Annotated in this window: 17 protein-coding genes; 10 read left to right on the top strand and 7 right to left on the bottom strand. The window is 74.9% G+C overall.

Translation table 11 applies throughout. The annotated features are described in order from the left end of the window. Positions 1 to 103 precede the first annotated feature (103 nt). The gene (locus ACIQKA_RS08915; RefSeq protein ID WP_383151112.1) at positions 104 to 538 is read left to right on the top strand and encodes a MarR family winged helix-turn-helix transcriptional regulator; all 435 of its coding nucleotides are present in this window, start codon (positions 104 to 106) and stop codon (positions 536 to 538) included. A 28-nt stretch (positions 539 to 566) separates the two neighbouring features. Here the strand turns inward: ACIQKA_RS08915 and ACIQKA_RS08920 are convergent, their stop codons facing one another. Next, on the bottom strand, positions 567 to 1,490 hold the full coding sequence (locus ACIQKA_RS08920; RefSeq protein WP_402540501.1) for a hypothetical protein: 924 nt from the start codon (positions 1,488 to 1,490) through the stop codon (positions 567 to 569). Between the two features lie 624 nt (positions 1,491 to 2,114). Between ACIQKA_RS08920 and ACIQKA_RS08925 the strand changes: the two genes are divergently transcribed. The 4 genes from ACIQKA_RS08925 (at position 2,115) to ACIQKA_RS08940 (ending at position 7,984) form a co-directional block, all read left to right on the top strand. Continuing rightward, positions 2,115 to 3,191, top strand: coding sequence for a rod shape-determining protein (locus ACIQKA_RS08925; protein ID WP_383151110.1), 1,077 nt, complete (start codon positions 2,115 to 2,117; stop codon positions 3,189 to 3,191). Between the two features lie 63 nt (positions 3,192 to 3,254). Beyond that, complete coding sequence (locus ACIQKA_RS08930; protein ID WP_402540502.1) at positions 3,255 to 4,925, top strand: GAF domain-containing protein; 1,671 nt, start codon at positions 3,255 to 3,257, stop codon at positions 4,923 to 4,925. A 243-nt stretch (positions 4,926 to 5,168) separates the two neighbouring features. After that, positions 5,169 to 6,353 (top strand): nitrate/nitrite transporter, encoded by a 1,185-nt coding sequence (locus ACIQKA_RS08935; RefSeq protein WP_402540619.1) that lies wholly within the window; start codon positions 5,169 to 5,171, stop codon positions 6,351 to 6,353. A gap of 176 nt (positions 6,354 to 6,529) precedes the next feature. Next, positions 6,530 to 7,984: an acyl-CoA synthetase gene (locus ACIQKA_RS08940; RefSeq protein ID WP_402540504.1), complete on the top strand. Its 1,455-nt coding sequence runs from the start codon at positions 6,530 to 6,532 to the stop codon at positions 7,982 to 7,984. A gap of 288 nt (positions 7,985 to 8,272) precedes the next feature. Here ACIQKA_RS08940 and ACIQKA_RS08945 read toward each other — a convergent pair whose 3' ends face one another. Beyond that, the gene (locus ACIQKA_RS08945; protein ID WP_402540506.1) at positions 8,273 to 9,535 is read right to left on the bottom strand and encodes an MFS transporter; all 1,263 of its coding nucleotides are present in this window, start codon (positions 9,533 to 9,535) and stop codon (positions 8,273 to 8,275) included. Continuing rightward, positions 9,532 to 9,978 carry a GNAT family N-acetyltransferase gene (locus ACIQKA_RS08950; protein ID WP_383151107.1) on the bottom strand — a complete coding sequence of 149 codons (447 nt, stop codon included), beginning with the start codon at positions 9,976 to 9,978 and terminating at the stop codon, positions 9,532 to 9,534. Before ACIQKA_RS08950 ends, ACIQKA_RS08945 begins: the two co-directional genes overlap by 4 nt. 358 nt (positions 9,979 to 10,336) lie before the next feature. Between ACIQKA_RS08950 and ACIQKA_RS08955 the strand changes: the two genes are divergently transcribed. Continuing rightward, entirely contained in the window at positions 10,337 to 10,897 is a 561-nt protein-coding gene (locus tag ACIQKA_RS08955; RefSeq protein ID WP_402540507.1) for an NUDIX domain-containing protein, read from the top strand. A 224-nt stretch (positions 10,898 to 11,121) separates the two neighbouring features. Then, a complete protein-coding gene (locus ACIQKA_RS08960) occupies positions 11,122 to 12,744 on the top strand; it encodes a prenyltransferase/squalene oxidase repeat-containing protein (protein ID WP_402540508.1) in 1,623 nt (540 codons plus the stop codon). Positions 12,745 to 12,801: 57 nt separating this feature from the next. Here ACIQKA_RS08960 and ACIQKA_RS08965 read toward each other — a convergent pair whose 3' ends face one another. After that, a complete protein-coding gene (locus ACIQKA_RS08965; RefSeq protein WP_383151104.1) occupies positions 12,802 to 13,338 on the bottom strand; it encodes a MarR family winged helix-turn-helix transcriptional regulator in 537 nt (178 codons plus the stop codon). Between the two features lie 110 nt (positions 13,339 to 13,448). Between ACIQKA_RS08965 and ACIQKA_RS08970 the strand changes: the two genes are divergently transcribed. The 3 genes from ACIQKA_RS08970 (at position 13,449) to ACIQKA_RS08980 (ending at position 17,539) form a co-directional block, all read left to right on the top strand. Continuing rightward, a complete protein-coding gene (locus ACIQKA_RS08970) occupies positions 13,449 to 13,865 on the top strand; it encodes an organic hydroperoxide resistance protein (protein ID WP_402540510.1) in 417 nt (138 codons plus the stop codon). A gap of 229 nt (positions 13,866 to 14,094) precedes the next feature. After that, on the top strand, positions 14,095 to 16,149 hold the full coding sequence (locus ACIQKA_RS08975) for a phosphocholine-specific phospholipase C (RefSeq protein ID WP_402540511.1): 2,055 nt from the start codon (positions 14,095 to 14,097) through the stop codon (positions 16,147 to 16,149). Between the two features lie 58 nt (positions 16,150 to 16,207). After that, positions 16,208 to 17,539, top strand: coding sequence for an aminotransferase class I/II-fold pyridoxal phosphate-dependent enzyme (locus ACIQKA_RS08980; RefSeq protein WP_383151101.1), 1,332 nt, complete (start codon positions 16,208 to 16,210; stop codon positions 17,537 to 17,539). A gap of 128 nt (positions 17,540 to 17,667) precedes the next feature. Here the strand turns inward: ACIQKA_RS08980 and ACIQKA_RS08985 are convergent, their stop codons facing one another. From ACIQKA_RS08985 to ACIQKA_RS08995, 3 genes are all read right to left on the bottom strand, one after another. Then, a complete protein-coding gene (locus ACIQKA_RS08985) occupies positions 17,668 to 18,909 on the bottom strand; it encodes an MFS transporter (RefSeq protein ID WP_383151100.1) in 1,242 nt (413 codons plus the stop codon). Beyond that, entirely contained in the window at positions 18,906 to 20,165 is a 1,260-nt protein-coding gene (locus ACIQKA_RS08990; protein WP_383151099.1) for an ATP-grasp domain-containing protein, read from the bottom strand. Before ACIQKA_RS08990 ends, ACIQKA_RS08985 begins: the two co-directional genes overlap by 4 nt. A gap of 378 nt (positions 20,166 to 20,543) precedes the next feature. Next, on the bottom strand, positions 20,544 to 22,343 hold the full coding sequence (locus tag ACIQKA_RS08995) for an HAD-IA family hydrolase (protein WP_402540513.1): 1,800 nt from the start codon (positions 22,341 to 22,343) through the stop codon (positions 20,544 to 20,546). Between the last annotated feature and the right edge of the window lie 169 nt (positions 22,344 to 22,512).

The raw sequence follows: 22,512 nt of genomic DNA on the forward strand, positions 1-22,512 counted from the left end.
GCACGGCCTCCAGAAAAGCTTCAGATCAACAAAGGTTCACTGCCTGAAACAACCATGCGCCTTGATATTTCACGTTGTCAAGTATCCGGGTAGGATGGGGCCCATGGCCACCTCACGCACGGACCCCCTCACCCTCGAAGTCGTCGAGCTGATCGGCACTGTCGTGGCGCGTTACTACGAGGAGTACGAGCAGGCGGCCGCCCAGCACGCGCTGACCGGCGCCCAGGCGCGGGTCCTCGGTCTGCTCTCGCTCGAACCGCTGCCGATGCGCCGCATCGCCCAGAAGCTGAAGTGCGAGCCGTCCAACATCACCGGGATAGTCGACCGCCTGGAGGCGCGCGGCCTCGTGGAGCGCCGGCCCGCCCCGGACGACCGGCGGGTCAAGCTGGCCGTCCCCACGGACGAGGGCCGGACCGTCACCCGCCGGCTGCGCGAGTCGCTCGACTTCGCGCGCGAGCCGCTCGGCGAGCTGACCGAGGTCGAGCGGGCCCTGCTGCGGGACCTGCTGAAGCGGATGCTGGGCGAGGTCCCGGCGTAAGGCGCACCCCCGGTCGGCCTCCGGATCGCTACACGCACCACCACAGGAAGCGGGTGCAGGTCGGCGTCGGCTCCGGCGCCGGGGTCGTGGTCGGCGCGGGGCCGGTGGCCGGGGGCGTGGGCCGGCCGGGCTTCCCCGGGTTCCCGGTCCCGCCGGGGCCGGAGGGCGTCGGGTCGCCCGCGGACGGGGTCGCGCCGGGCGGGCCGGAGGGAGAGGCGGAGGACGTGACGTCCGGCGACCGCCCCGGGCCTCCGTCGCCGCCCTGGCCCGCGGCCGGGCCGGGACCGGAGCCGCCGGTGTCCGAGCCGCCGGGTCCTTCGCCGGGCGCCGCGCCGGAGCCGTCGCCCGGCCTCCCGCCGGCTCCCGGCCCCGTACCGACGCCCGTGCCGGGTCCCCCGCCCGCTCCGGTCGTGGAGCCGGCGGCGACCCGGTGGGGGCGGGTGGAGGCGGATTCCGGCGCGTGCGTCACCGGGTCCGGGCCGGAGCCGTCCGGCGCCCCGGTGCTCTCGACGGGGTCGGGCGGCAGCGGGACCCCGGTGACCTCCAGCTCCTGGACGGCCGTGGCGGCACCGCCCCGCGGCGGCTCCTCCAGGGCCAGCTTCACCATGCTCAGCGTGCCGGCCGCGAGCACCAGTCCGACCGTTCCCAGCAGGACGGTGCGGCCCCGGCGCGTCCGCGACCGCCTGCCGCGGCGCGCGGAACGGCCCCGCGCGGCGGTGCGGGCGGCACGGCGGCCGCCGACGGGCGGACGGGGCGGCTCGACGACGTCCAGTTCGTAGACGTGCTCGGGAGCCGCGGCCGGGGCGGGGACCGGAGCAGGGGCCGTGACCGGTCCCCGCCCGGGGGCACTGGCGCGGGGGGGCTCGTGCCGCAGCTCCTCCGCGGGGGTCCCGCACCCGGCGCAGGCGAGGGCCCCGTTGAGGTGCCGCCGGCACGCGTGGCAGTAGTCCATGGGGCCCGCAGGCTATGCGGCCCCGCACACCGTCAGATAGGCGCGGACGTGAGGATCCTGTGAGGAAACCGCAGGTCGACGGTGGTGCGTCGCGATTCTCCCGCTTCGGGAAGGATCGCCTCCGGCCCCCTCCGAACCCTCCGGAGCCGGTCGGCTCCGGAGGGTTCGACCGGCGTCGGAGGAGGCGTTCGGCCGGAGCCGGAGGAAGCGTTCGGCCGGAGCCGGAGGAGGCGTCGGAGGAACCGCTTCCGGGGCGGCTCCGGCCCCTCACGGGTCCACTCCCGAAACCGCCCGGACCGCCCGGGCCGCCCGCGATCCCGCCCCGCCACCCACGATCCCGTCCCGAAACCGCCCCCGTCACCCGCCGGTCCGCCCCGAAGCCCCCCCCCCCGCCACCCACGCGTTCGTCCCCGCAGCCGCCCCGGAGGCCCGCGCGTCCGCCCTCCCGAGCCACCCCGAACACCCGCGCGTCCGCCCTCCTGAGCCACCCCGGACACCCGCGAGGCCCCCTCACGGCCCCGGCCGGCGCAGCCCAGCGCGCGCACGGGGCCGGACGGCCGGACGATGCGAAGAGGACCGCGCACCACCTCGCACGTGCCGGCACCGCACCCCGGAGGATCCGTCATGACCGTCAGCCTTGAGCAGCTGCGCCGCTGCCATGTCGCCGTCGACCTGGGTGCCTCCCGCACCCGGGTCTTCGTCAAGGGCGCCGGACTCGTCGTCGACGAGCCGAGCGTCGCCGCCGTCAACGTCCGCACCGGCGCGCTGATCGCCGTGGGCGAGCTGGCCGAGAAGATGACCGGTCGCACCCCCGACTACATCCGGGTCGTGCGCCCGGTCTCGGGCGGCACGGTCGTCGACATCGAGATGGCGCAGCGGATGCTCCGTCACCTCCTGGGCGAGAAGCTGCGCCGGCAGCTCCGCCGCAAGCCCCGGCTGCGCGCCGCCGCGTGCACCCCGCACGACAGCGACCCGCTGGCGCAGCGCGCCACCGTGGAGACGCTCGTGGGCCTCGGGGCGCGTCGGGTCGAGCTGGTCGACACCCTGATCGCGGCGGCCGTGGGCTGCGGGCTGCCCGTCGAGCAGCCGACCGCGACCATGATCATGGTCTGCGGGGCGGCGACCACTCAGGTCGCGGTGCTCTCGCTCGGCGCGATCGTCACGGCGGAGCGGATGCCGATCGGCGGCGACGCCATCGACCACGCGATCATCCAGCACCTGCGCCACCACCACGAGCTGATGCTGCCGAGCCAGTCGGTGCGTCCGCTGCAACTGGCCCTCAGGGGCAACGGCCTGACGCCCCAGGGACCGGCCTGGACCGAGATCCACGGCCGGGACGTCGCCACGGGCCTGGCCCGTTCGGTGACCGTCGACACCGCCGCCGTGCGGGAGGCCATCCACACCCCGCTGACGGCCGTCCTCGACGGCATCGGCAAGGTGCTGCGGGACTGCCCGCCGGATCTGGTGGCCGACCTCGCGGACCGGGGGATCATGATGGTCGGCGGCTCCGCGCTGCTGCCGGGCCTCGACCAGATGCTGCGCGAGGCGACCGGAATGCCGGTGCACATCGCCGAACGGCCGGACGTGTGCGCGGTCCTGGGCCTCGGCGCGATGCTGGAGGGCAAGGTCGAGCCGATGATCCTGAACCCGCTGTCGGTGCGGGACCCCTTCGCCGACGACGAGGAGAAGGAAGAGGTGTGAGGCCCGGCCGCACGCGAAACGCCCCGGACGTCCCCTTCGTAGGGCGATGAGACCGTGACGCTCATGGACGAGGACAGGGACGGAGGGGCCTCCGGGAAGCGGGCCGCGGACCACTCCGGGAAACGGGGAGAAGACCCTTCCCGGCAGCGGGGCGAAGACCCTTCAGCGCAGCGGGCCGCGGACCCTTCCGGGCAGCGCGTCGAGGGCCCCTCCGGGCGACCGGACGACCCCCCGTCCCGCCTCCCCCTGCTGCTCGAAGCGGTCCTCTCCGTCGGTACGGACCTCGAACTGCGCGCCACGCTCCAGCACGTCGTGGACTCCGCCACCGAGCTGATCGGCGCCCGCTACGGCGCGCTCGGGGTCGTCGACCCCGAGCGGCACCGGCTCACCGAGCTCTTCACCGCCGGCATGACGGCGGAGGAGCGGCGGCGGTGCGGCCGCCTCCCCGACGGCCGCACCGGTCTCACCGGCGCCCTGGTCCGGGAGGGAGAGCCGCTGCGGCTCGACGACCTGACGGCCGACCCGCGCTCCGCCGGCGTGCCCGAGGGGCACCCGGAGATGCGCGCCTTCCTGGGCGTCCCCATCAGGGTCCACACCGAGGTCTTCGGCAGCCTCTACCTCACCGACAAGCGCGCGGGCCGCTTCACCGAGGAGGACCTCGCCCTCCTCCGGGTGCTCGCCTCGCAGGCCGGGATCGCCATCGGCAACGCCCGCCTGTACGAGACGGCCCGGCAGCGGGAGCGCTGGATCGAGGGCGCCGCCGCGGTGACCACGGCCCTGCTCACCGGCGCGTCCGCCGAGAACGCCCTGACGACCGTCGCCGAGCGGGCCCGGGTCCTGGCCGCCGCCTCGGCCGGGGTCGTCCTCCAGCCCACCCCGGAGGGCGGGATGGAGATCGTCGCCGCCTCGACCCCGGACGACCCGGGCGACCTGATCGGCACGACGATCGCGCCCGGCTCGCCGGTGCTCGTCCAGCTCCTCGGCGGGGAGCCCGTCTTCGTCGAGGACTCGGCGACCGACCCGCGCATGACCACCCACGTCCGGTCCCGCTTCGGTCCGTCGATGATGCTGCCGCTGCGGAGCGGCGGGAAGCTCATCGGCACCCTCGCCCTCCCCCGGCGGCGCGGCGACCCGCCGTACTCGGCGGTGGACCGGCTGCTCGCCTCGCAGTTCGCCTCGCAGGCGGCGCTCGCGCTCGTCCTCGCGGACGCGCGCCACGACCGGGAACGGCTCGCGGTGTACGAGGACCGGGACCGGATCGCCCGGGACCTGCACGACCTGGTCGTCCAGCGCCTGTTCGCCACGGAGATGATGCTGGAGTCGACCCGGCGGCGGGCGGCGGACCCCTCCGAGGAGAACGCGCTGCTCGGCCGGGCGGTGGACGAGCTGGACTCCACGATCCAGGAGGTCCGCACGGCCATCTTCGCCCTCCAGCAGCCGCCCGCGGACGCGCCGACGACCTTCCGGGGCCGGGTGCTGCGCGAGACCGGCGGGGCGGCGGCCCTGCTCGGCTTCCAGCCGTCCGTGCACTTCTCCGGCGCGGTCGACGCCCTCGTCGGCGAGGAGGCGGAGCGCGCGCTCCTCGGCGTGCTGCGCGGGGCCCTCGCGGCGGCGCACCGGCGGCCCGGGATCGGCGCGATCACCGTCGGGGTGACGGCCGGGGACGGGGACGGGGGCGTCCGGCTGCGGATCGAGGACGACGGGACCCCGCCGACCGTGGTGACCTGGCCCTGAGGCGGCCGGGGACTTCTCCGTACGGACCCGTACGGGCTCGCACGGATCTCGTACGGACCCGTACGGGCTCGCACAGGTCTCGTACGGGCCCGCACGCCCCCCGCGACCTCCTACGGACCCGTACGGCCCCCTACGGCCCCGTACGGAGCAGCACCGCGCGCCGTGTCCCCGGGGCGGATCTTGACTGGTGGGGTGGACACCGACACCAAGCCCCCGACCGCGGCGGCCTACCGCAACCTGGTGATGGCCACCATCGGCTTCACGCTCACCTTCTGGGCGTGGAACCTGATCGCACCGCTCGCGAGCTGGTACGGCGACCGGCTCGGCCTCAGCTCCTTCCAGCAGTCGCTGCTCGTCGCGGTGCCCGTCCTGGTCGGCTCGATCGGCCGCGTCCCGGCCGGCGCGCTGACGGACCGGTACGGGGCGAAGACGATGTTCCCGCTGTTCGCGGCGCTGACGATCGTCCCCGTGCTCCTCCTGACCGTGGTCAAGGACAGCTACGGCCTGATGCTGGTCGTCGGCTTCCTCCTGGGCCTGGGCGGCACCACGTTCGCGATCGGCATCCCGCTGGTCAACTCCTGGTTCCCGCCCGCCAAGCGCGGTCTGGCGCTCGGCGTGTTCGGCATGGGCATGGGCGGCGTGGCGCTCTCCGGCTACTTCACGCCCCGGATCGCGAAGCACGGCGAGAACCTGCCGTTCCTCGTGGTGGCGATCGCGCTCGCCGTGTACGCGGTGCTCGCCTACCTCCTCATCACCGACCGGCCCGACCGGCCCGTGCCCACCGCTTCGCTCGCGACCCGGCTGGGCTCGGCGGCGCGGCTGCGGGTGACGTGGGAGCTGTCGGCGCTGTACGCGATCGGCTTCGGCGGCATCGTGGCGTTCGGCGTCTACCTGCCGACGTACCTGAAGACCTGGTACGAGCTGGACCCGACGGACGCGGGCACCAAGGCCGCCGGCTTCGCCCTGGTCACCGTCGTCTTCCGGCCGATCGGCGGCTGGCTCTCCGACCGGTTCCACCCGGCGCTCGTCACGGCCGCCGCGCTCGGCACCGCCGCCCTGTTCGCGATCGTCCAGGCCTTCGACCCGCCGCTGAACCCGGGCGGCACCGTCGCCCTCCTGGTGATGGCGGCCGGGCTCGGCACGTCGAGCGGCTCGGTCTTCGCCCTGGTCTCCCAGGTCACCCCGCAGGCCAAGGTCGGCAGCGTGACCGGCATCGTCGGCGCGATGGGCGGCCTGGGAGGCTTCCTGCCGCCGCTGGTGATGGGCGCGATCTACAGCGCCAAGGACTCGTACTCGATCGGCTTCATGCTCCTCTCCGACCTGGCGCTCGCGGGCTGCGTGTACGCGTACGGGCGGATGCGCGGGCTCCGTCAGGGCGGCGAGGAGCCGGAGCCCGAGCCGGCGAGGGCGGCGGCGGGCCGCCCCTGAGGAGGGACCGGCAGGACCCCGGAGAGGCCTCGGAGAGAACCCGGGAAACCTCGGAAGGGCCTCGGGGAACCCTGGGGAAACCCTGGGGCGGCCCCGGCGGGGGCCCCGACGGGCGGCAGAATGCCTTCCGGTGACCCGGCGAGACCGCCTCGCCCCCGATCCGAGGAGGACGACCGGTGAGCGCTCTCTTTCCCGCCGTCGCTGCCCGTTCCGACCGGCCCGCGCTGCGCTGCGGCGCGGACTCGCTGACGTACGGGGAGCTGGCGCGGACCGCCGGCGCCCTGGCCGCCCGGCTCGACGGCGTGGAGCGGGTGGCCGTCTGGGCGACGCCGACCGCGCGCACGGCGGTCGCGGTGGTCGCCGCCCTCCTCGCGGGCGTCCCCGCCGTACCGCTCAACCCGCGCACGGGCGGACGGGAGCTGGCGCACATCCTCGGGGACAGCGCGCCCGGCGCGGTGCTCGCGGGCCCCGGGGACGCCCTGCCGGCCGGGCTCGCGGAGCTCCCCCGGATCGACGTGGAGCTCGACGCGACGGGCCCCGCTCCCGGGGACGGGGAGAAGGACGTCGACCCCGAGGCCCCCGCCCTGATCGTCTACACCTCCGGCACCACCGGCCCGCCGAAGGGCGTCCTGCTCTCCCGCCGGGCGGTCGCCGCGTCGCTCGACGCGCTCGCCGAGGCCTGGGCCTGGACCTCCGACGACGTCCTCGTGCACGCGCTGCCGCTGTTCCACGTCCACGGGCTCGTCCTCGGGATCCTGGGACCGCTGCGGCGCGGCGGCGAGGTCCGGCACCTGGGCGCGTTCTCGGTGGAGGGCGTGGCGCGTGAACTGGGCGCCGGGGGCGGCACGGTGCTGTTCGGGGTGCCGACCATGTACCACCGGCTCGCCGACGCCCTCTCCCACGACGAGGAGCTGGTCCGGGCGCTGTCCGGGGCGCGGCTGCTCGTCTCGGGCTCCGCGGCGCTGCCGGTCCACGACCACGAGCGGATCGCGGCGGCGACGGGCCGGACGGTCGTGGAGCGGTACGGGATGAGCGAGACCCTGATGAACACCAGCGTGCGTCCGGGCGGGGAGCCCCGGCCGGGGACGGTCGGCACCCCGCTGCCGGGCGTGGACCTGCGGCTCGTGGACGAGGACGGCTCGGTGCTCGGCGCGTACGACGGGGAGACGGTCGGGGAGGTGCAGGTGCGCGGCCCGAACCTCTTCTCCGGCTATCTGAACCGTCCGGAGGCGACGGCGGAGGCCTTCGACGGGGACTGGTTCCGCACCGGCGACATGGCGGTGCGGGAGGCGGACGGGACGGTGCGGCTGGTGGGCCGCCGGGCGACCGACCTGATCAAGAGCGGCGGCTACAAGATCGGGGCGGGCGAGATCGAGAACGCGCTCCTCGACCACCCGGGCGTGCGGGAGGCGGCCGTCACCGGCGAGCCCGACCCCGACCTGGGCGAGCGGATCGTGGCCTGGGTGGTGCCGACGGACGCCTCGGTGCCGCCGGCGGAGACGGAGCTCGCGGACCACGTGGCCGGGCTCCTGGCCCCGCACAAGCGTCCCCGGACGGTGCGCTACCTGGATGCGCTCCCCCGCAACGACATGGGCAAGGTCCTGAAGAAGGCGCTGCCGACGGCGGGTTGAGCCGGGCGGGGGCGGTGGTCCCGGCGGCGGTCTGCCCGGCCGAGGGCGTCACGGGGGAGAGGCCCGCGGCGAGCGGCCCGGCCTTCCCTCCGGCGAGGGGTGTGGACCCCTGCGCGCCCTGGCGGTCATGCGCCGTGGCGACCGACCGCCAGGACAGGCGGGGCCGTTCGGGGAGATCGCCCACGGAGCTCGTGAGGGCCGTGGAGGTCACGGAGCTCGTGGAGGCCGTGGAGGTCACGGAGCTCGTGGAGGCCGTGGAACCCGTGATGGCCGTGGAGCTCGTGAAGCTCAGGGAGTCGGGTCGAGGGCGTCATAGCGGCGGAATCCGCGCCCGTACAGGGCGAGCAGTCCGACGGCGACGACGCAGGCGATCCCGCCGCCGGTGATCGCGACGGCCGGGGAGGTCAGGCCGGCGGCGGAGCCCGCGAGGAAGTCGCCGAGCCGGGGTCCGCCCGCGACGACCACGATGAAGACGCCCTGGAGCCGGCCGCGCATCTCGTCCGGGGCGGCGACCTGCATCATCGTGTTCCGGAAGATCATCGAGACGGTGTCGGAGTAGCCGGCGAGGGCGAGGAACAGCAGCCCGAGCCAGAGGTCACGGGTCAGCCCGAAGACGGCGATGGCGGTGCCCCAGCAGGCGACGGCGATCAGGATCGCCTGCCCGTGGTGGCGGATCCGGCCCTGCCAGCCGGACAGGATGCCGCCGAGGAGCGCCCCGAACGCGGGCGCGGCGACGAGGAGTCCGGCGGTCTTCGCGTCCCCGCCGTACCAGAGCACGGCGACGGCCGGGAAGAGGGCGCGGGGGTGGGCGAGGATCATCGCGCAGAAGTCGGAGAAGAACGTCATGCGCAGGTTGGGGCGGGTGGCGAGGAAGCGCAGCCCGTCGAGGACGGAGGCCCGCTCGGTCCCCTTGCGGTCGGGGAGCATCGACGGCAGCCGCCACATCGCGTACAGGCTCGCGGTGAAGGCGACGGCGTCGACGAGGTAGGCGGCCTGGTAGCCGGCGAGCCCGACGATCAGACCGCCGAGGCTGGGTCCGACGAGGGTCCCGAAGGTCATGACCATCGAGTTGAGCGCGTTGGCGGCGCGCAGCTGCTCGGGCGGCAGGAGCCGGGGGATCATCGCGCTGCGGGCGGGCGAGTTGAGCGCGGCGCACACGGCCTGGAGGGCGACGATCGCGTACAGGAACCAGACGCGGTGGAAGCCGGCGAACGCGGCGCCGGCCAGGGCTATGGAGAGCACGGCGGAGCCGGCGGCGCTGGCGAGGCCGAGCTTGCGGCGGTCGACGGTGTCGGCGATCGCGCCGCCGTACAGGCCGAAGACGACGAGCGGGACGAGGGAGAAGAGGCCGACGAGCCCGACGGAGAAGGGCGAGCCGGTGATGTCGTACACCTGGAGGGAGACGGCGAGGGCGGTCATGCCCTGCCCGACCCAGGAGACGGTGTTGCCGAACCAGAGGCGGCGGTAGTCCGCGGAGGTGCGCAGCGGGGTGAGGTCGGCGAGGAGACGCCGGCGCTCCCGGCCCTGCTCGCGCGCGTCGGTGGCGGTCACGCGACGTCGTACCGCAGCTCGGGGCGCTCCCAGTGGATGCGGCCGGAGGGCGGGACGGCGCCGGTGCGGACGGCGCCGGTGCGCAGGTAGAACTCCTCGGCGGGCGGGTGCGCGACCACCTTCACGGAGCCGAGTCCGGCGGCCCTGGCCTGTCCGGTCATGTGCTCCATGAGCAGCCGTCCGATGCCGAGCCCCTGGGCGGCGTCGGCGACGAACGCGAGGTCGAGTTCGGCCTCCTCGACGAGCAGCGCGTAGAACCCGAGGACCGCGCCGTCGCCGTCGGCGGCGACGAAGACGGGGTGGTGCTCGATGTACGGACCACCGACCTGGTACCCCTCGACCATGGCCGCGTAGTCCCCCCGGTAGGCCCGGGAGCTCCGTACGAGCCGGGTGAGCCGCCGGGAGTCGTCGGCGGTGGCACGCCGGATGGTGATGTCGGACATGGGGCGAGTATAGGGGCGGATACCGAATGGGCTCCTTACAGTTTGATGAACGGGGAGACGGAGGGGACGGGGGTCCGGGCTCCCGGGGTTCGAACGGCCGGTTCGGCAGGGAGTTCGGGAGGTGGTCCGGAAGGGGCGCGCGAGGAGGGTGAAGATCGCTCCCGGGTTTACGATGCGTCATCATGCGAGCACGACACGTCACCCCCGGCGTGCCCCCGGCCCTCCCTCGCGGGGTCGCCGCGCGGGCTTCCGGAGCACCCCTTTCCGACTCCCTTCCGCGTTCCCTCCGGGCGACACCCCCGTCCGGCGCCGGAACGCGGGCCGCGGGGCCGGAGGTCACGCGTCCCCACGGGCGGACGTGAGCGCGCCGCTCCCGGAGCCGCACGCCCCTGGCGCGCGCTCCCCTCGCGCACGCCCCTCCCCCGCCCGCCCCTTCGAACGGGTCGACTACGTCGATCCCCGGGACCGGGTGGTGGCACAGGGCGGGCGGACCGGCGGGGCGCCGGACGGGCTGCTGAAGCGGTACGCGGCGACCGTCTGCGCCGATCGCGCCGGACGGGTCCTCCTCTACCGGCGCCTCCCCTCGGCGAGGGTCTACCCGGACCACTACGACGTGCTGATCGGCGGCGCGGTCCGGACCGGCGAGGGGTACCGGGCGGCGGCGCTCCGGGAGCTCCGCGAGGAACTGGGCTGGACGGAGGCGCCCGGTCTCACCGAGGCGTACCGGGTGCGCGTGGACGATCCGCACGGCGCGTCCTTCCTGGCGGTCCACCGCTGGACGGCGGACCGGCCGCCCCGGCCCGATCCGCGCGAGATCGCCTGGTGCGGCTTCGTCGCCCCGCTGACGGTCGTGACGGGCGGCTACACCCCGCTGGTCCCGGTCGGCGCGGAGGCCGTGCGGCGCCTCTTCCCCCTCTGACGACCCCGCCCCCTCCTCCCCCTCCAACGGCTCCCGCCCTGCCCCTCCCCCTCCAACGGCTCCCGGCCCGCCCCGCTCCGCCCCTCTCCCCCTCCGACGAGCCCTCGGCCCGCCCCACCCCTCCTCCTCCCCCTCCGACGAACCTCCCCGGCCCCCCTCACCCCCTCCCCCTCACCCCCCTCCCCCACGGCCTCCCCCGGCCCTCACCAAGGACGTCCCCCACCATGACGCACTGCGCGCTGCCCTTATCCGGCGCCTCCACCGCCGTCCCCGGCCCGCCGCCCGGCCCGCCGCCCGGCCCCCCGCCCGTCCGCCCGGCCTCCGGTGCGGGCCGGCTCGACCGGGCCCGGGCCCGGCTCGCCGCCCGGCTCCTGGCCGCCGCCGGGCCGGACGGCCTGCTGCGGGCGCCCTGCGACAGCCGGATGCTGGAGTCCGCCCTGGCCCTGCGGCTGCTGACGGTGACGGACGTGGACCCGGACGCGCAGGAACGGCTGGTACGGAGGCTGAAGACCGGTTTGGACGGGGGCGCTCCCGATCCCGTGCAGGAGGCGGCGGCCCGCGCCGCCCTCGGCGAGTACGCGGACGGGCGGGGCGCGCTGGCCCGGCTGCTCGGCGGCTTCGACCACTTCACCGCCGGGCGCAAGCACCTGATGTTCCGGACGGTCCTGGCGGAGCTGGGCGCCGACGCGTTCCCCGAACTCCCCGACCCCGCCTCCGCCTTCGAGGCGCGCGGCCAGCAGCGCTGGCTGATCACGGAGATGGCCGCCCTGAAGGTCCTGCACGCCTTCGGCACGCGTTCGCCCGGACGCGTCACCGAGGACGACTGGCGGACTCTGGAGCCCTGCGCGCTCCCCGGCCCTCCCCCGTACGGCAACCACCTCGCCCGGATCCTCGCCCTGCTCGCGCTGCGGCTGCGGCCCCGGTACGCGGCGGCCGTCCGGGCGCGGGCGCGCGAGCTGCGGGACGTGCTGCGCGGGGACGGCGGTCTGCCGTTCCTCACGGGCATGGACGTCTTCGCGACGGCGACCGGCGGTCTCGCCCTGGCCGGCGCGGGCGCGCCCGCCCCCGCGCTGCGGGCGCTCGCGGACTCCCTGACCGTTCATCAGAATCCCGACGGTGGCTGGGGTTTCGAGCGGGGCGTCGGGCAGAGCGACGTGGACGACACGGCGTACTGCGTGGAGTTCCTGCGGACGACGGCCCCGGAGCGGTGCCGGGCCGGGGTGGCGGCCGGAGAGCGGTACCTGCTCGCCCGGCAGGGCGCGGACGGCGGTTTCCCCACGTTCGAGCGCGGGACGGCCTCCGAGGTGGCGATAACGGCTGCGGCGGTGAACGCGCTGGCCCCCGAGCCCGCGCACCGTGCGGCGGTCGCGGCCGGCGTCCGGTTCGTCACGGCCCGGCAGGAGGCGGCCGGTCCGTTCGAGCGGAGCTGGAGCCTCAACGAGAGCAACGCCCTCTTCCGCACCGTCCTCGCCCACAGCTCCTTCCTGGCGGTGGCACCCGGCCACCCGGCCGCGGCCGGAGCCGTGCGCGGCCGGACGCGGGCGGTGGCCCGGCTGCTCTCCACCCAGAACCCGGACGGCGGCTGGGGGCACGTGCCGTCGGACCCGAGCGACCCGATCAGCACGGCGTACGCGCTGATCGGCGTGGCGCGCGCGCCGGGCGCGCGGACCGCGGCCGCGCGGGCGGTGCGCCACCTCCTGGAGCGGCAGCGGCCGGACGGCGGCTTCGTCTCGCGCCCGGACCAGGCGGGTCCCCGGCCGCTCGCCTACCACGTCCCGCTCCTGACGGACGTCTGCGTGCTGCTCGGCCTGAACCACGCGCGCGCGGGGCTGGCCCGGTCGGGGTGACGGCCGGGACCCGCGCGGCGGCCCGAACCGCGCGGGGCCGGCGGGTCCCTGAAGGGATCAGGCGCAGCCGGAGAGGTCTCCGGGGTCGACGGCGTCGAGCCGGACGGCCAGTGCGTGGAGCCGTTCGCGCAGGTCGCCGAGTTCCGCGAGGTCCAGGCCGGTGGCGGCGGCGATCCGGCGCGGCACGCCGAGGGCCTTCTCCCGCAGCGCCGTCCCGGCTCCCGTGAGGCGCACGGTGACGGACCGCTCGTCCTCGGGGCTGCGCCGCCGCTCGACGTATCCGGCCGCTTCGAGCCGCTTGAGGAGCGGCGACAGGGTCCCGGAGTCGAGCCGCACCCGCTCCCCGATCCCCTTCACGGACAGCTCGCGGTGCTCCCAGAGCACGAGCATCACGAGGTACTGGGGGTAGGTGAGCCCGAGTTCCCTGAGGGCCTCGCGGTAGACGCCGTTGAAGGCGCGGGTCGCCGCGTGCAGCGAGAAGCAGATCTGCCGGTCGAGACGGAGGAGGTCCGCGTCGGGGAGACCGTCGGGAAGGACCGCGGCGGGAGCGGCAGGGACGGCGGGGCCGTCGGGGAGGGTGTCGGGCGTCTCCATGCCCCCAGGATACGCGAGCAGGGCATACGCGCGATTGAGTTGCGCACAACTAAATAGCGCGCTACAAATAAAGGGCCACCGCATCCCAGGACAGGACGGAAGAGGAACCCATGGACGCGATCTACACCGCCGTCGCCACCGCCAACGGCCGCGAGGGCCGCGCCGTCAGCTCCGACGGCCACATCGACCTCCCCCTCGCCCACCCGCAGGCCCTCGGCGGCGACGGACGGGGCACCAACCCCGAGCAGCTCTTCGCCGCCGGGTACGCGGCCTGCTTCGCCAGCGCCATGGGCGTGGTCGCCCGCCAGGAGAAGATCGACATCACGGACGCCTCCGTCACCGCCGAGGTCTCCCTCGGCAAGGACCCCGCCGACGGCGGCTTCGGCCTCGCGGTCGTCATACGCGCCGAGTTCCCGGAGCACCTCCAGGGCGAGGCGGGCCTGGCGCTCCTGGAGAAGACCCACGCCTTCTGCCCCTACTCCAAGGCCACCCGCGGCAACATCGAGGTCGAGCTCGTCGTCGAGTAGCCGTGCCCCCGCCTCCGCGCGGGAGACGTACGAAGGTCCCGGTGCCGCCCGCGCGCACCGGGACCTTCGCACGAACGGCACGGGGGGTTCGTCCGCCGTACGGCGGGCAGCCATGGGACGGCCGCCGGGCGGTGGCCCGCGGGCGCTGTCCTTGGGGCGCCCGCCGGGCAGGAGCCCGGCCGCCGCACGCTCCGCCCGTGTCGGCCCCCACCCCGGAGGAGAACTCCCCATGACCGACCTCGACCGCCGCCGGTTCCTTCGGCTGACCGGCGGCGCCGCCGCGTTCACGCTGCTCTCGGAGAGCATCGCCCGCGCCGCCGCGATACCGGCGCAGGGCGCCACCGGCACCCTCCAGGACGTCGAGCACATCGTGGTCCTGATGCAGGAGAACCGTTCCTTCGACCACTACTTCGGCTCGCTGAAGGGGGTGCGCGGCTTCGGCGACCCCCGGCCGGTGACCCTGCCCAGCGGCAAGTCCGTCTGGAACCAGTCCGACGGCTCCAAGGTGACCCTGCCGTTCCGGCCGGAGAGCGCCCGCCTCGGCATGGAGTTCCTCCAGGGCCTCAACCACGACTGGGCGGGCGGCCAGAAGGCCTTCGCGCAGGGCCGGTACGACCAGTGGATCCCGGCCAAGACCAAGGCCACGATGGCGTACCTCACCCGTGAGGACATCCCGTTCCACTACGCGCTCGCCGACGCGTTCACGGTCTGCGACGCGTACCACTGCTCGGTCATCGGCTCCACCGACCCGAACCGCTACTACCTGTGGAGCGGCCACACCGGCAACGACGGCACGGGCGGCGGCCCGGTCCTCAACAACGCGGAGGCGGGGTACGGCTGGAAGACGTACCCGGAGCGGCTGGAGGCGGCCGGGGTCTCCTGGCGGATCTACCAGGACGTCGGCGACGGCCTGGACGCGGCGGGCCACTGGGGCTGGATCAACGACGCGTACCGGGGCAACTACGGCGACAACTCCCTCCTCTACTTCAACAGCTACCGCAACGCCCAGCCGGGGAACCCGCTGTACGACAAGGCCCGCACGGGCACGAACGCCAAGAACGGCGAGGGCCTCTTCGACCGGCTGCGCGCCGACGTCCAGGGCGGGCGGCTGCCGAAGGTCTCCTGGATCGCGGCCCCCGAGGCCTTCTCGGAGCACTCCAACTGGCCCGCCAACTACGGCGCCTGGTACATCGCGCAGGTCCTGGACGCGCTGACCTCGAACCCGGACGTGTGGGCCCGTACGGCCCTGTTCATCACGTACGACGAGAACGACGGCTTCTTCGACCACGTGGTCCCGCCGTACGTCCCGGCGTCGGCGGCGCAGGGCCTCTCCACGGTCGCGACCGCCCTGGACCACTTCCCCGGCAAGACGGGCTACGTCGCCGGACCCTACGGGCTCGGCCCGCGCGTCCCGATGATCGTCGTCTCGCCCTGGTCGAAGGGCGGCTACACCTGCTCCGAGACCTTCGACCACACCTCCGTCATCCGCTTCATGGAGGCGCGCTTCGGCGTCCGGGAGCCGCAGATCTCCCCCTGGCGGCGGGCCGTCTGCGGCGATCTGACCTCGGCCTTCGACTTCACGCGCGCGGACGCCCGGCCGGCCGCGCTGCCGCCGACCGCCGGCTACTACCCGCCGGACCGCAGCCGCCACCCCGACTTCCCGGCCACCGCGCCCGCGTCGGGCACGATGCCCCGCCAGGAGCGGGGCGCGAAGCCGACCCGCCCGCTGAAGTACGCGCCGTACGTGGACGGCGCCGCCGACACGGCGGCCGGCACCTTCCGCCTGACCTTCGGCGCGGGCCCCGGCGCGGGCGCCCACTTCCACGTCACCTCGGCGAACCGCACGGACGCGCCCTGGACGTACACGGCGGAGGCGGGCAAGTCGATCGCGGACACCTGGAACACCAGGTACTCCAGCGGCCTCACCGACCTCACGGTCCACGGCCCCAACGGCTTCCTGCGCCGCTTCCGCTCCCCCGGGAAGACGCCCGTCCCGGAGGTCGCCGCCCGCCACGACGCCGGCACGGGCAACCTGGACCTGACCTTCACCAACCCGGGCGCGACCACGACGGTGACGGTCGCCGACTCCTACGGGGCCGCCCCGAAGACCCTGACGGTCGCCAAGGGGGCCACGGTCGCCCACACCGTGCCCCTGACCGCCGGCCACCGCTGGTACGACGTGACGGTCACGGCGGCGTCGGCCCCGGACTACCTCCGTCGCCTCGCGGGCCACGTGGAGACGGGCGCGCCGGACGTCTCGGACCCGGGGATCCTGACGTACTGAGCCGGTCGGGGCCCGTCGGCGACGGGCCCCGATTTTGCACTAGCATATGATTCTTTTCGTGCTAGGACAGTATGTGATCACGGGCGGCCGCGCGGCCGACATCGCGGCCAGCGTCGAGCGGGGCGTCTCGTCCGGCGCCCTGCTCCCCGGCGCCGCCCTGCCGCCCATGCGGGAGCTGGCGGCCGGACTGGGCGTGAACCCCAACACGGTGGCGGCCGCGTACCGGATCCTGCGCGAGCGCGGGCTGATCGAGACCGACGGCCGCCGCGGCAGCCGGGTGCGGGCCGAGCCCGCCACCCTCGCCCGCGAGGCCATCCGCACCGAACTCCCGCCCGGCGTGCGGGACATCGCCGCCGGGAACCCGGATCCCGCGCTGCTGCCGCCGCTGACCGAGTCCCTCGCGGCCGCCGCCCGCCGGTACGCGCGCCGGCCGGGGCTGTACGGCGACGCCGTCGTGGCCCCGGAGCTCGAAAGGGCCGTCCGCGCCGCCTTCGACGCGGACGGCGTGCCGGACGGTCCCGTCGTGCTGGCCTCGGGCGCGCTCGACGCCATCGAGCGGATCCTGTCCGCGCACCTCCGGCACGGCGACGCGGTGGCCGTCGAGGACCCGGGCTGGGGGAGCCTGCTCGACCTGGTGCCCGCGATGGGCCTGAAGGTGCTTCCGGTGGCCCTCGACGACGACGGGCCGCGCCCCGAGGACGTGGCCGCGGCCCTCGCCAAGGGAGCCCGCGCGCTGATCGTGACCGACCGGGCCCAGAACCCCACCGGCGCGGCCATGGGCGCGGAGCGCGCCGCCGCGCTGCGGGAACTGCTCGCCCGCCACCCGGACGTGCTGGTGATCGACGACGACCACGGGCACGCCATCGTGCACCAGCCGCTGCACGCGCTGGCGGGCACCACCCGCGCCTGGGCGTTCGTGCGGTCCACCGCGAAGGCGTACGGACCCGATCTGCGGCTGGCGATGTTCACCGCCGACCGGATGACCGCGGACCGGGTGCAGGGGCGGTACCGGCTCGGCCCGGGGTGGGTGAGCAGGATCCTCCAGTACGCGGTCGTGGACCTGTGGGAGCGCGGGGTGCTCGACGGCGCCGCCGTGGCGCGCTCGTACGGCGCGCGCCGGGAGGCCCTGATCGCGGCCCTGGACCGGCGCGGGATCGCGGCGCGGGGGCGCAGCGGGCTCAACGTGTGGGTGCCGGTGGCCGACGAGACCGGGGTCGTGGCGCGGCTCCAGGCGGCGGGGTGGGGGGTGGCGCCCGGGGCCCGCTTCCGGGTGGACTCGTCGCCCGCGGTGCGCCTGACCGTCTCCCAGCTGGAGGCCGGGGACGTGGAGCGGCTCGCCGACGCGGTGGCGGACGCGGTCCGGCCGGGCTCCGGGGCGCGTTACGCCTGACCGTCCGGCCCGTCGCACGCGGAAGGGGCGGGCCCGTGACGGGCCCGCCCCTCGCCGTCCCCCGGTCCTCGGGACGGTTCCGCTCCCAGGGGCGTCTCGCCGATCGGGCCGGATCGGCGAGACACCCCCTAGGCCGACGAGACGGGGCTCATGTCGCGGTCCGCCTTCGCCGTGCTCCGGGTGCGGGTGGCCCACGAGGCGACGTAGAGGACCGCGGCGAAGGCCGCGCTCACCACGACGAGCAGCAGCCAGAACTGCCGCTCCGGGGCGCCCTCGTCCGTGGACAGCCAGGCGGCCAGGCCGTTGGCGCAGGCTCCGCCGAGGGCCATGGCGGTGCCGATGAAGCCGAAGGCCATGCCGCGCCGGTGCGCGGGCACCGTGTTGGCCATCTCGCTGTCGATGCGGGGGTCGATCAGCACCTCCGCCGCGGAGAACAGCAGGACGGACGCCACCAGGCTCCCCACCGATCCCATCGAGGCGGCGGCGAAGCTGGTCGTCATGAGCAGCAGGGCGCCGCAGATGACCAGCGCGGAGCTGCTGATCCTGCTGGTGTACTGGTTCAGCGGGACCTGGAGCAGCACCACGGCGATCGCGTTGACGGTGAACAGGACGCCGACGAGGGACGAGCTCTGCACGCTGCCGGTGAAGACGGGCAGCGCGTATTCGAGCTGGATGTAGCAGAACCCGAAGGCGAAGGCGCAGGCGAGCACCCAGCCGAGCTTCCGGCGGTCCACGGAGGCGGTCGCGCCGTCGACGGCGGCCTTCGCGTTCGGGTCGGCCGGTTCCTCGGCGCTCGTGAGGGAACGCAGCCGCAGCAGGAAGACCGCGAGCACCACGTAGATGCAGCTGGTGACGACGAAGCCGATCCGGGGGTCGGCGACCAGCAGCAGGAGGCTGCCGGCCAGCGGACCGACGGCGCAGCCCACGTTGTTCGCGGTGCTGCGCAGCGCGAAGACCGTCCTGAGCCGGTCCCCCGTCCCCAGCAGCCGCACCAGCGCCGCCTTCGACGCCGGCACGTAGATCGCGCCGCCCAGTCCCAGGAGCGCGCACGCGGTCACGACCTGGACGGGTCCGGAGGCCACCAGGAGCAGCAGGTACGACAGCGCCCTGACCAGGAGTCCGCCGCACATGGCGGGGACCGGGCCCACCCGGTCGGCGATCCAGCCGCCCAGCATGGAAAGCCCCTGCTGGGACCAGAACTTGACCGTGATGGCCATGGCGACCACGACGGGGCTGAGGTGCTGCTCCCGCGTGAGGTAGACGGCGAGGAACGGGATGACGATGTTGCTGCCGAACGCGACGGCGAAGTTGCCGATCAGCAGCAGCAGGCAGCCGGGCGTGCGCCTGGCGAGGCGCAGCGTCTCGATCACGATGCCGGGTCCGCTTCGCCGGAGGCCCGGATGACGGTGGACCGCCCGAACCACGCCAGGGCGTCGGACAGGGCGGTCTCGACCTCCTCGCGCGTGTCGCCGGTGGCGAGCACGGAACCGATCTTCTCCACGCTCAGCTTGGCGAGTTCGAGCTCGGCCCCCGGCTCGGCGTACCTGCGGTACTCGGTGATCCCGGGCACCGGGCACTCCTCGGGGATCTCCACGAGGGTGCCGGGGCGCGGCGGGAACAGCGAGAGGCCGGCGATCCGCAGCGGGGCGGCCGGGACGTCGAGCGGTTCGTGTCCGCTGAGGAAGCGGACGTAGACCTCGGGCAGGAAGACGCCGAAGCCCAGCTTGAGCACGTCCTCGATCATCCCTCCGCCCATGCGGCTGGCGACCTCGTTGAACACCATGCGCCCGTCCCCGGTGAGGAAGACCTCGGCGTGGAACATGGAGGTGTCCGGCGTCGGCAGCGCGGTCAGGGCCCGGCGCGTGAGTTCCTGCGCGGGCGCGAGCAGCGGGTCGTCCGGGTCCATGAGACAGCTGTGCAGGGCGTTCCCCTGCTTGATGTCCAGGCAGGTGCTGTCGCCCTGGGTCGAGGCCCAGATGAGCCTGATCTCCCCGCCGAGGACGATGCCGTCGACGTGCAGCAGTTCGTGCTCGACGTACTGCTCGGCGATGAGCTGGGCGCCGTCGTCGGTGCCGAGGTCGCGGTGCGCGACGAGCAGGGGGTCGATGTCCTCCTCGCCGCGCAGGACGTGCACGTCCATGGAGCCGCCGCCGCGCCGCGGCTTGACGACGACCGGGTACCCGTTCCGCTCGACGAAGCCGAGCAGGTCGGCGAGGTTCGAGACGGGCGCGTAGCGCGCGAGCGGGACGCCGGCCTCGGAGAGTATGCGCTTCATCTCCAGCTTGTCGCGGAAGGCGGTCGCGCCGGCGACGTCCTGCCCCGGCACGGAGAAGATCTCGCGCAGGCGCGCGGCGCGCAGGATGTCGAACTCCGAGAGCGCGAGGACGCGGTCGAACTCCCACTTCCGGTGCATCGCGACGGCCCGGCTCTCCACCAGGGGGTTGAAGTGGAAGTCGTCGAAGAACTCCACGTGGACGTACCCGGCGAGCTGGGCGGCGCGCTCCCGCGGGTCGGTCGAGACGGCCGCGGTGTCGGTCAGCAGGACCGCCTCGTCGTCGGCGCCGATCCAGTCGGGGAAGCGGAGGCCCGCGGCGAGCGGGGTCCGGTTGAGGACCAGGTACCTCATCGGACCTCCCCGGCCGTGCCCAGGCGGGACCGGGTCCCGGTGTTGTCCCGTCCCCGGGTCGGCTGCTGCGGTCGGCTGGGATGCCTCGTGTGCGGGAGCAGAATTCTCACAGGTTCGTTTCTCTCAAGTGGGATGAGGCTTTTCGAGGGGTGTCCCCGTTCGGTCCTTCACGCGCTCGCGTCACCTGACGGCGGGAGGGGTGGGCCCGCGTCGAAACGCGCCGCGCCGCGGCGTACCCGTGTCCGCGTCGGGTCGCGGCCGGCCCGGTGGAACGCCGGACCGGCCGGTCCCCGCGCGCGGGGCGGCACCACGGTCGACGACGTCGGTGACAGCCTCGCCATTTAACCCGATGGGCCGTTGGTGCGCGCGGGTGCCCCGTTACAGCAGCGTGCGGAGGTGGCCGACCGGCCGGCCGCCGCCCCGGATCTCGGGGCGGATCAGCTTCTCCACGGCCTCCTTGGCGGACTCCGGCACCGTCAGGCGGCCGAGCGTGGTGAACGCGTCCAGGGCCACCGCCATGGACGCGCGGCTCGCGCCGTCGTCGATCTTCACCGCCACGGCCCCGGCTCCCGGTGCGGCCAGCAGGTGGAGGCCCTCGGCCCCGAACTTGGCCAGCAGGCCGGGGACCGCCTCCATCGCCCGCACGTCCGTCTGGTCGGTGCCCTCGACGAGGTGCGGGTGGGCGCGCATGGCGTCGGCCACCGCACGCTCCTCGGTGCCCCCGGGGGCCTCCACGAGGCGCGCCATCGCGCGGGCCAGGCCGGTCAGGCCCACCGCGAAGATCGGCACCCCGCACCCGTCGACGCCGGTCGCCGCGACCTTCTCGCCGGTCAGTTCCTCGATCACCGACGCGGCCGACTTCTGCAGCGGGTGGTCGAGTTCCAGGTAGGTCCCGGTGTCCCAGCCGTTGGCGACGCACGTCGCGAGCATCGCCGCGTGCTTGCCCGAGCAGGTCATGTAGGTGCGCCGGGCGTCGCCGCCGGCGGCGACGACCGCGCGGGAGGCGGCCGGGTCGGTGGGGAGGTCCGGCGGGCAGCGCAGGGCGTCGCCGTCCAGGCCCGCGGCCGCGAGGATCGCCTCGACCCGCTCCACGTGCGCCGGTTCGCCCCGGTGGCTGGCCGCCGCGACGGCCAGTTCGGCGGTGCCGGCGGGCTTCCAGCCGGCGTGCAGCATCGCGACGGCGAGCACTGGCTTGATGGCCGAGCGCGGGAAGACGGGCGCGACCGCGTCGCCGACCCCGGCGATCGGGCTGCCGGTGGAGTCGGTCACCGCGACGGAGCCCCGGTGGAAGCTCTCGGTGAAACCGGAGCGGATCAGCTCGGCGACGGGGACGCCGCCGCGGTAGACGGCGTCGGCGGGTGCGGAAGTCATGGCGGGAACTCCTTGCGGTGGTGTGGGGGCCGGGTCGGAAGGCGGGCGGCGGCGCGGCCCGTTCGGGGGCTTCGGCCCGTGCGGCGGGTGCCGCCGGTCGACCGTCAGGCGCAGCCCCGAGTCGAACCGTACGAAGTGGCCGTGCGCGTGGCGCTCCAGGGAGACGTCGAGCGAGGTGACGCAGGCTCCGGCGTGGGCGCAGCCGGTGCCGGACCGGTTGACGTGCACGCCCCGCAGGCCCGCGTTCCCGGCGCCGACGACGTCGGCCTCGTACTCGTCGCCGATGTGCACGACGGCTTCCGCTCCGCCGAGGGCCGCGAGCCCGTCGGAGAACGCCTGTTTCGCGGGCTTGCGGTGCACGTCGTCCCCGCAGTACTTGATGTGCGCGAAGTGCCTGGCCAGGTCGAGCCGTCGGACGATGTCCTCGCGCAGCACCGCGAACGAGTTGGAGACGGCGACGCACGGGACGCCGAGCTCTTCCGCGGAGGCGAGGAACCGGACGGCGTCGGGGAACAGGCGCACGGACGCGAGCACGGCGTCGCGGCGCGCCGCGACGAGGTCGTCCAGCTCCGGCGCGGGCAGGATCCGGCCGTGACGGGCCTCGTGGAACCGGCGGATCCGGTCGCGTTCGTACTCCTCGGCGGGGAGGAGGCCCCGGTTCACGTCGCGGTCCGCGCGGGCGGACACCTCGTGCCACCGCGGCAGGTCCGACCCGTGCCCGCCGATCGCTTCGAGCGCCCGCACCGAACTCACGGAATAGTCGATGAGGGTCTCGTCCAGGTCGAGGGAGAACGCGTCACAGCGCATGCGTCACCACATCCACCACAGCCAGGGAACCTTTCGTCCGGCAGACGTCGTGCCGGTGTTCGGGGGCGTGCGGCCGGGGCCCCGTCAGGGGGCCGCGGCCGCATCCCCGGTGTTCTTCACGTCACCGTGCGCCGCTCGCGCTCCCCGCCGGCCGGCGGGGGGGCGGAAG

Origin of the sequence: Streptomyces sp. NPDC092045, assembly GCF_044756005.1 — a bacterium.
Classification (GTDB): Bacteria; Actinomycetota; Actinomycetes; order Streptomycetales; family Streptomycetaceae; genus Streptomyces.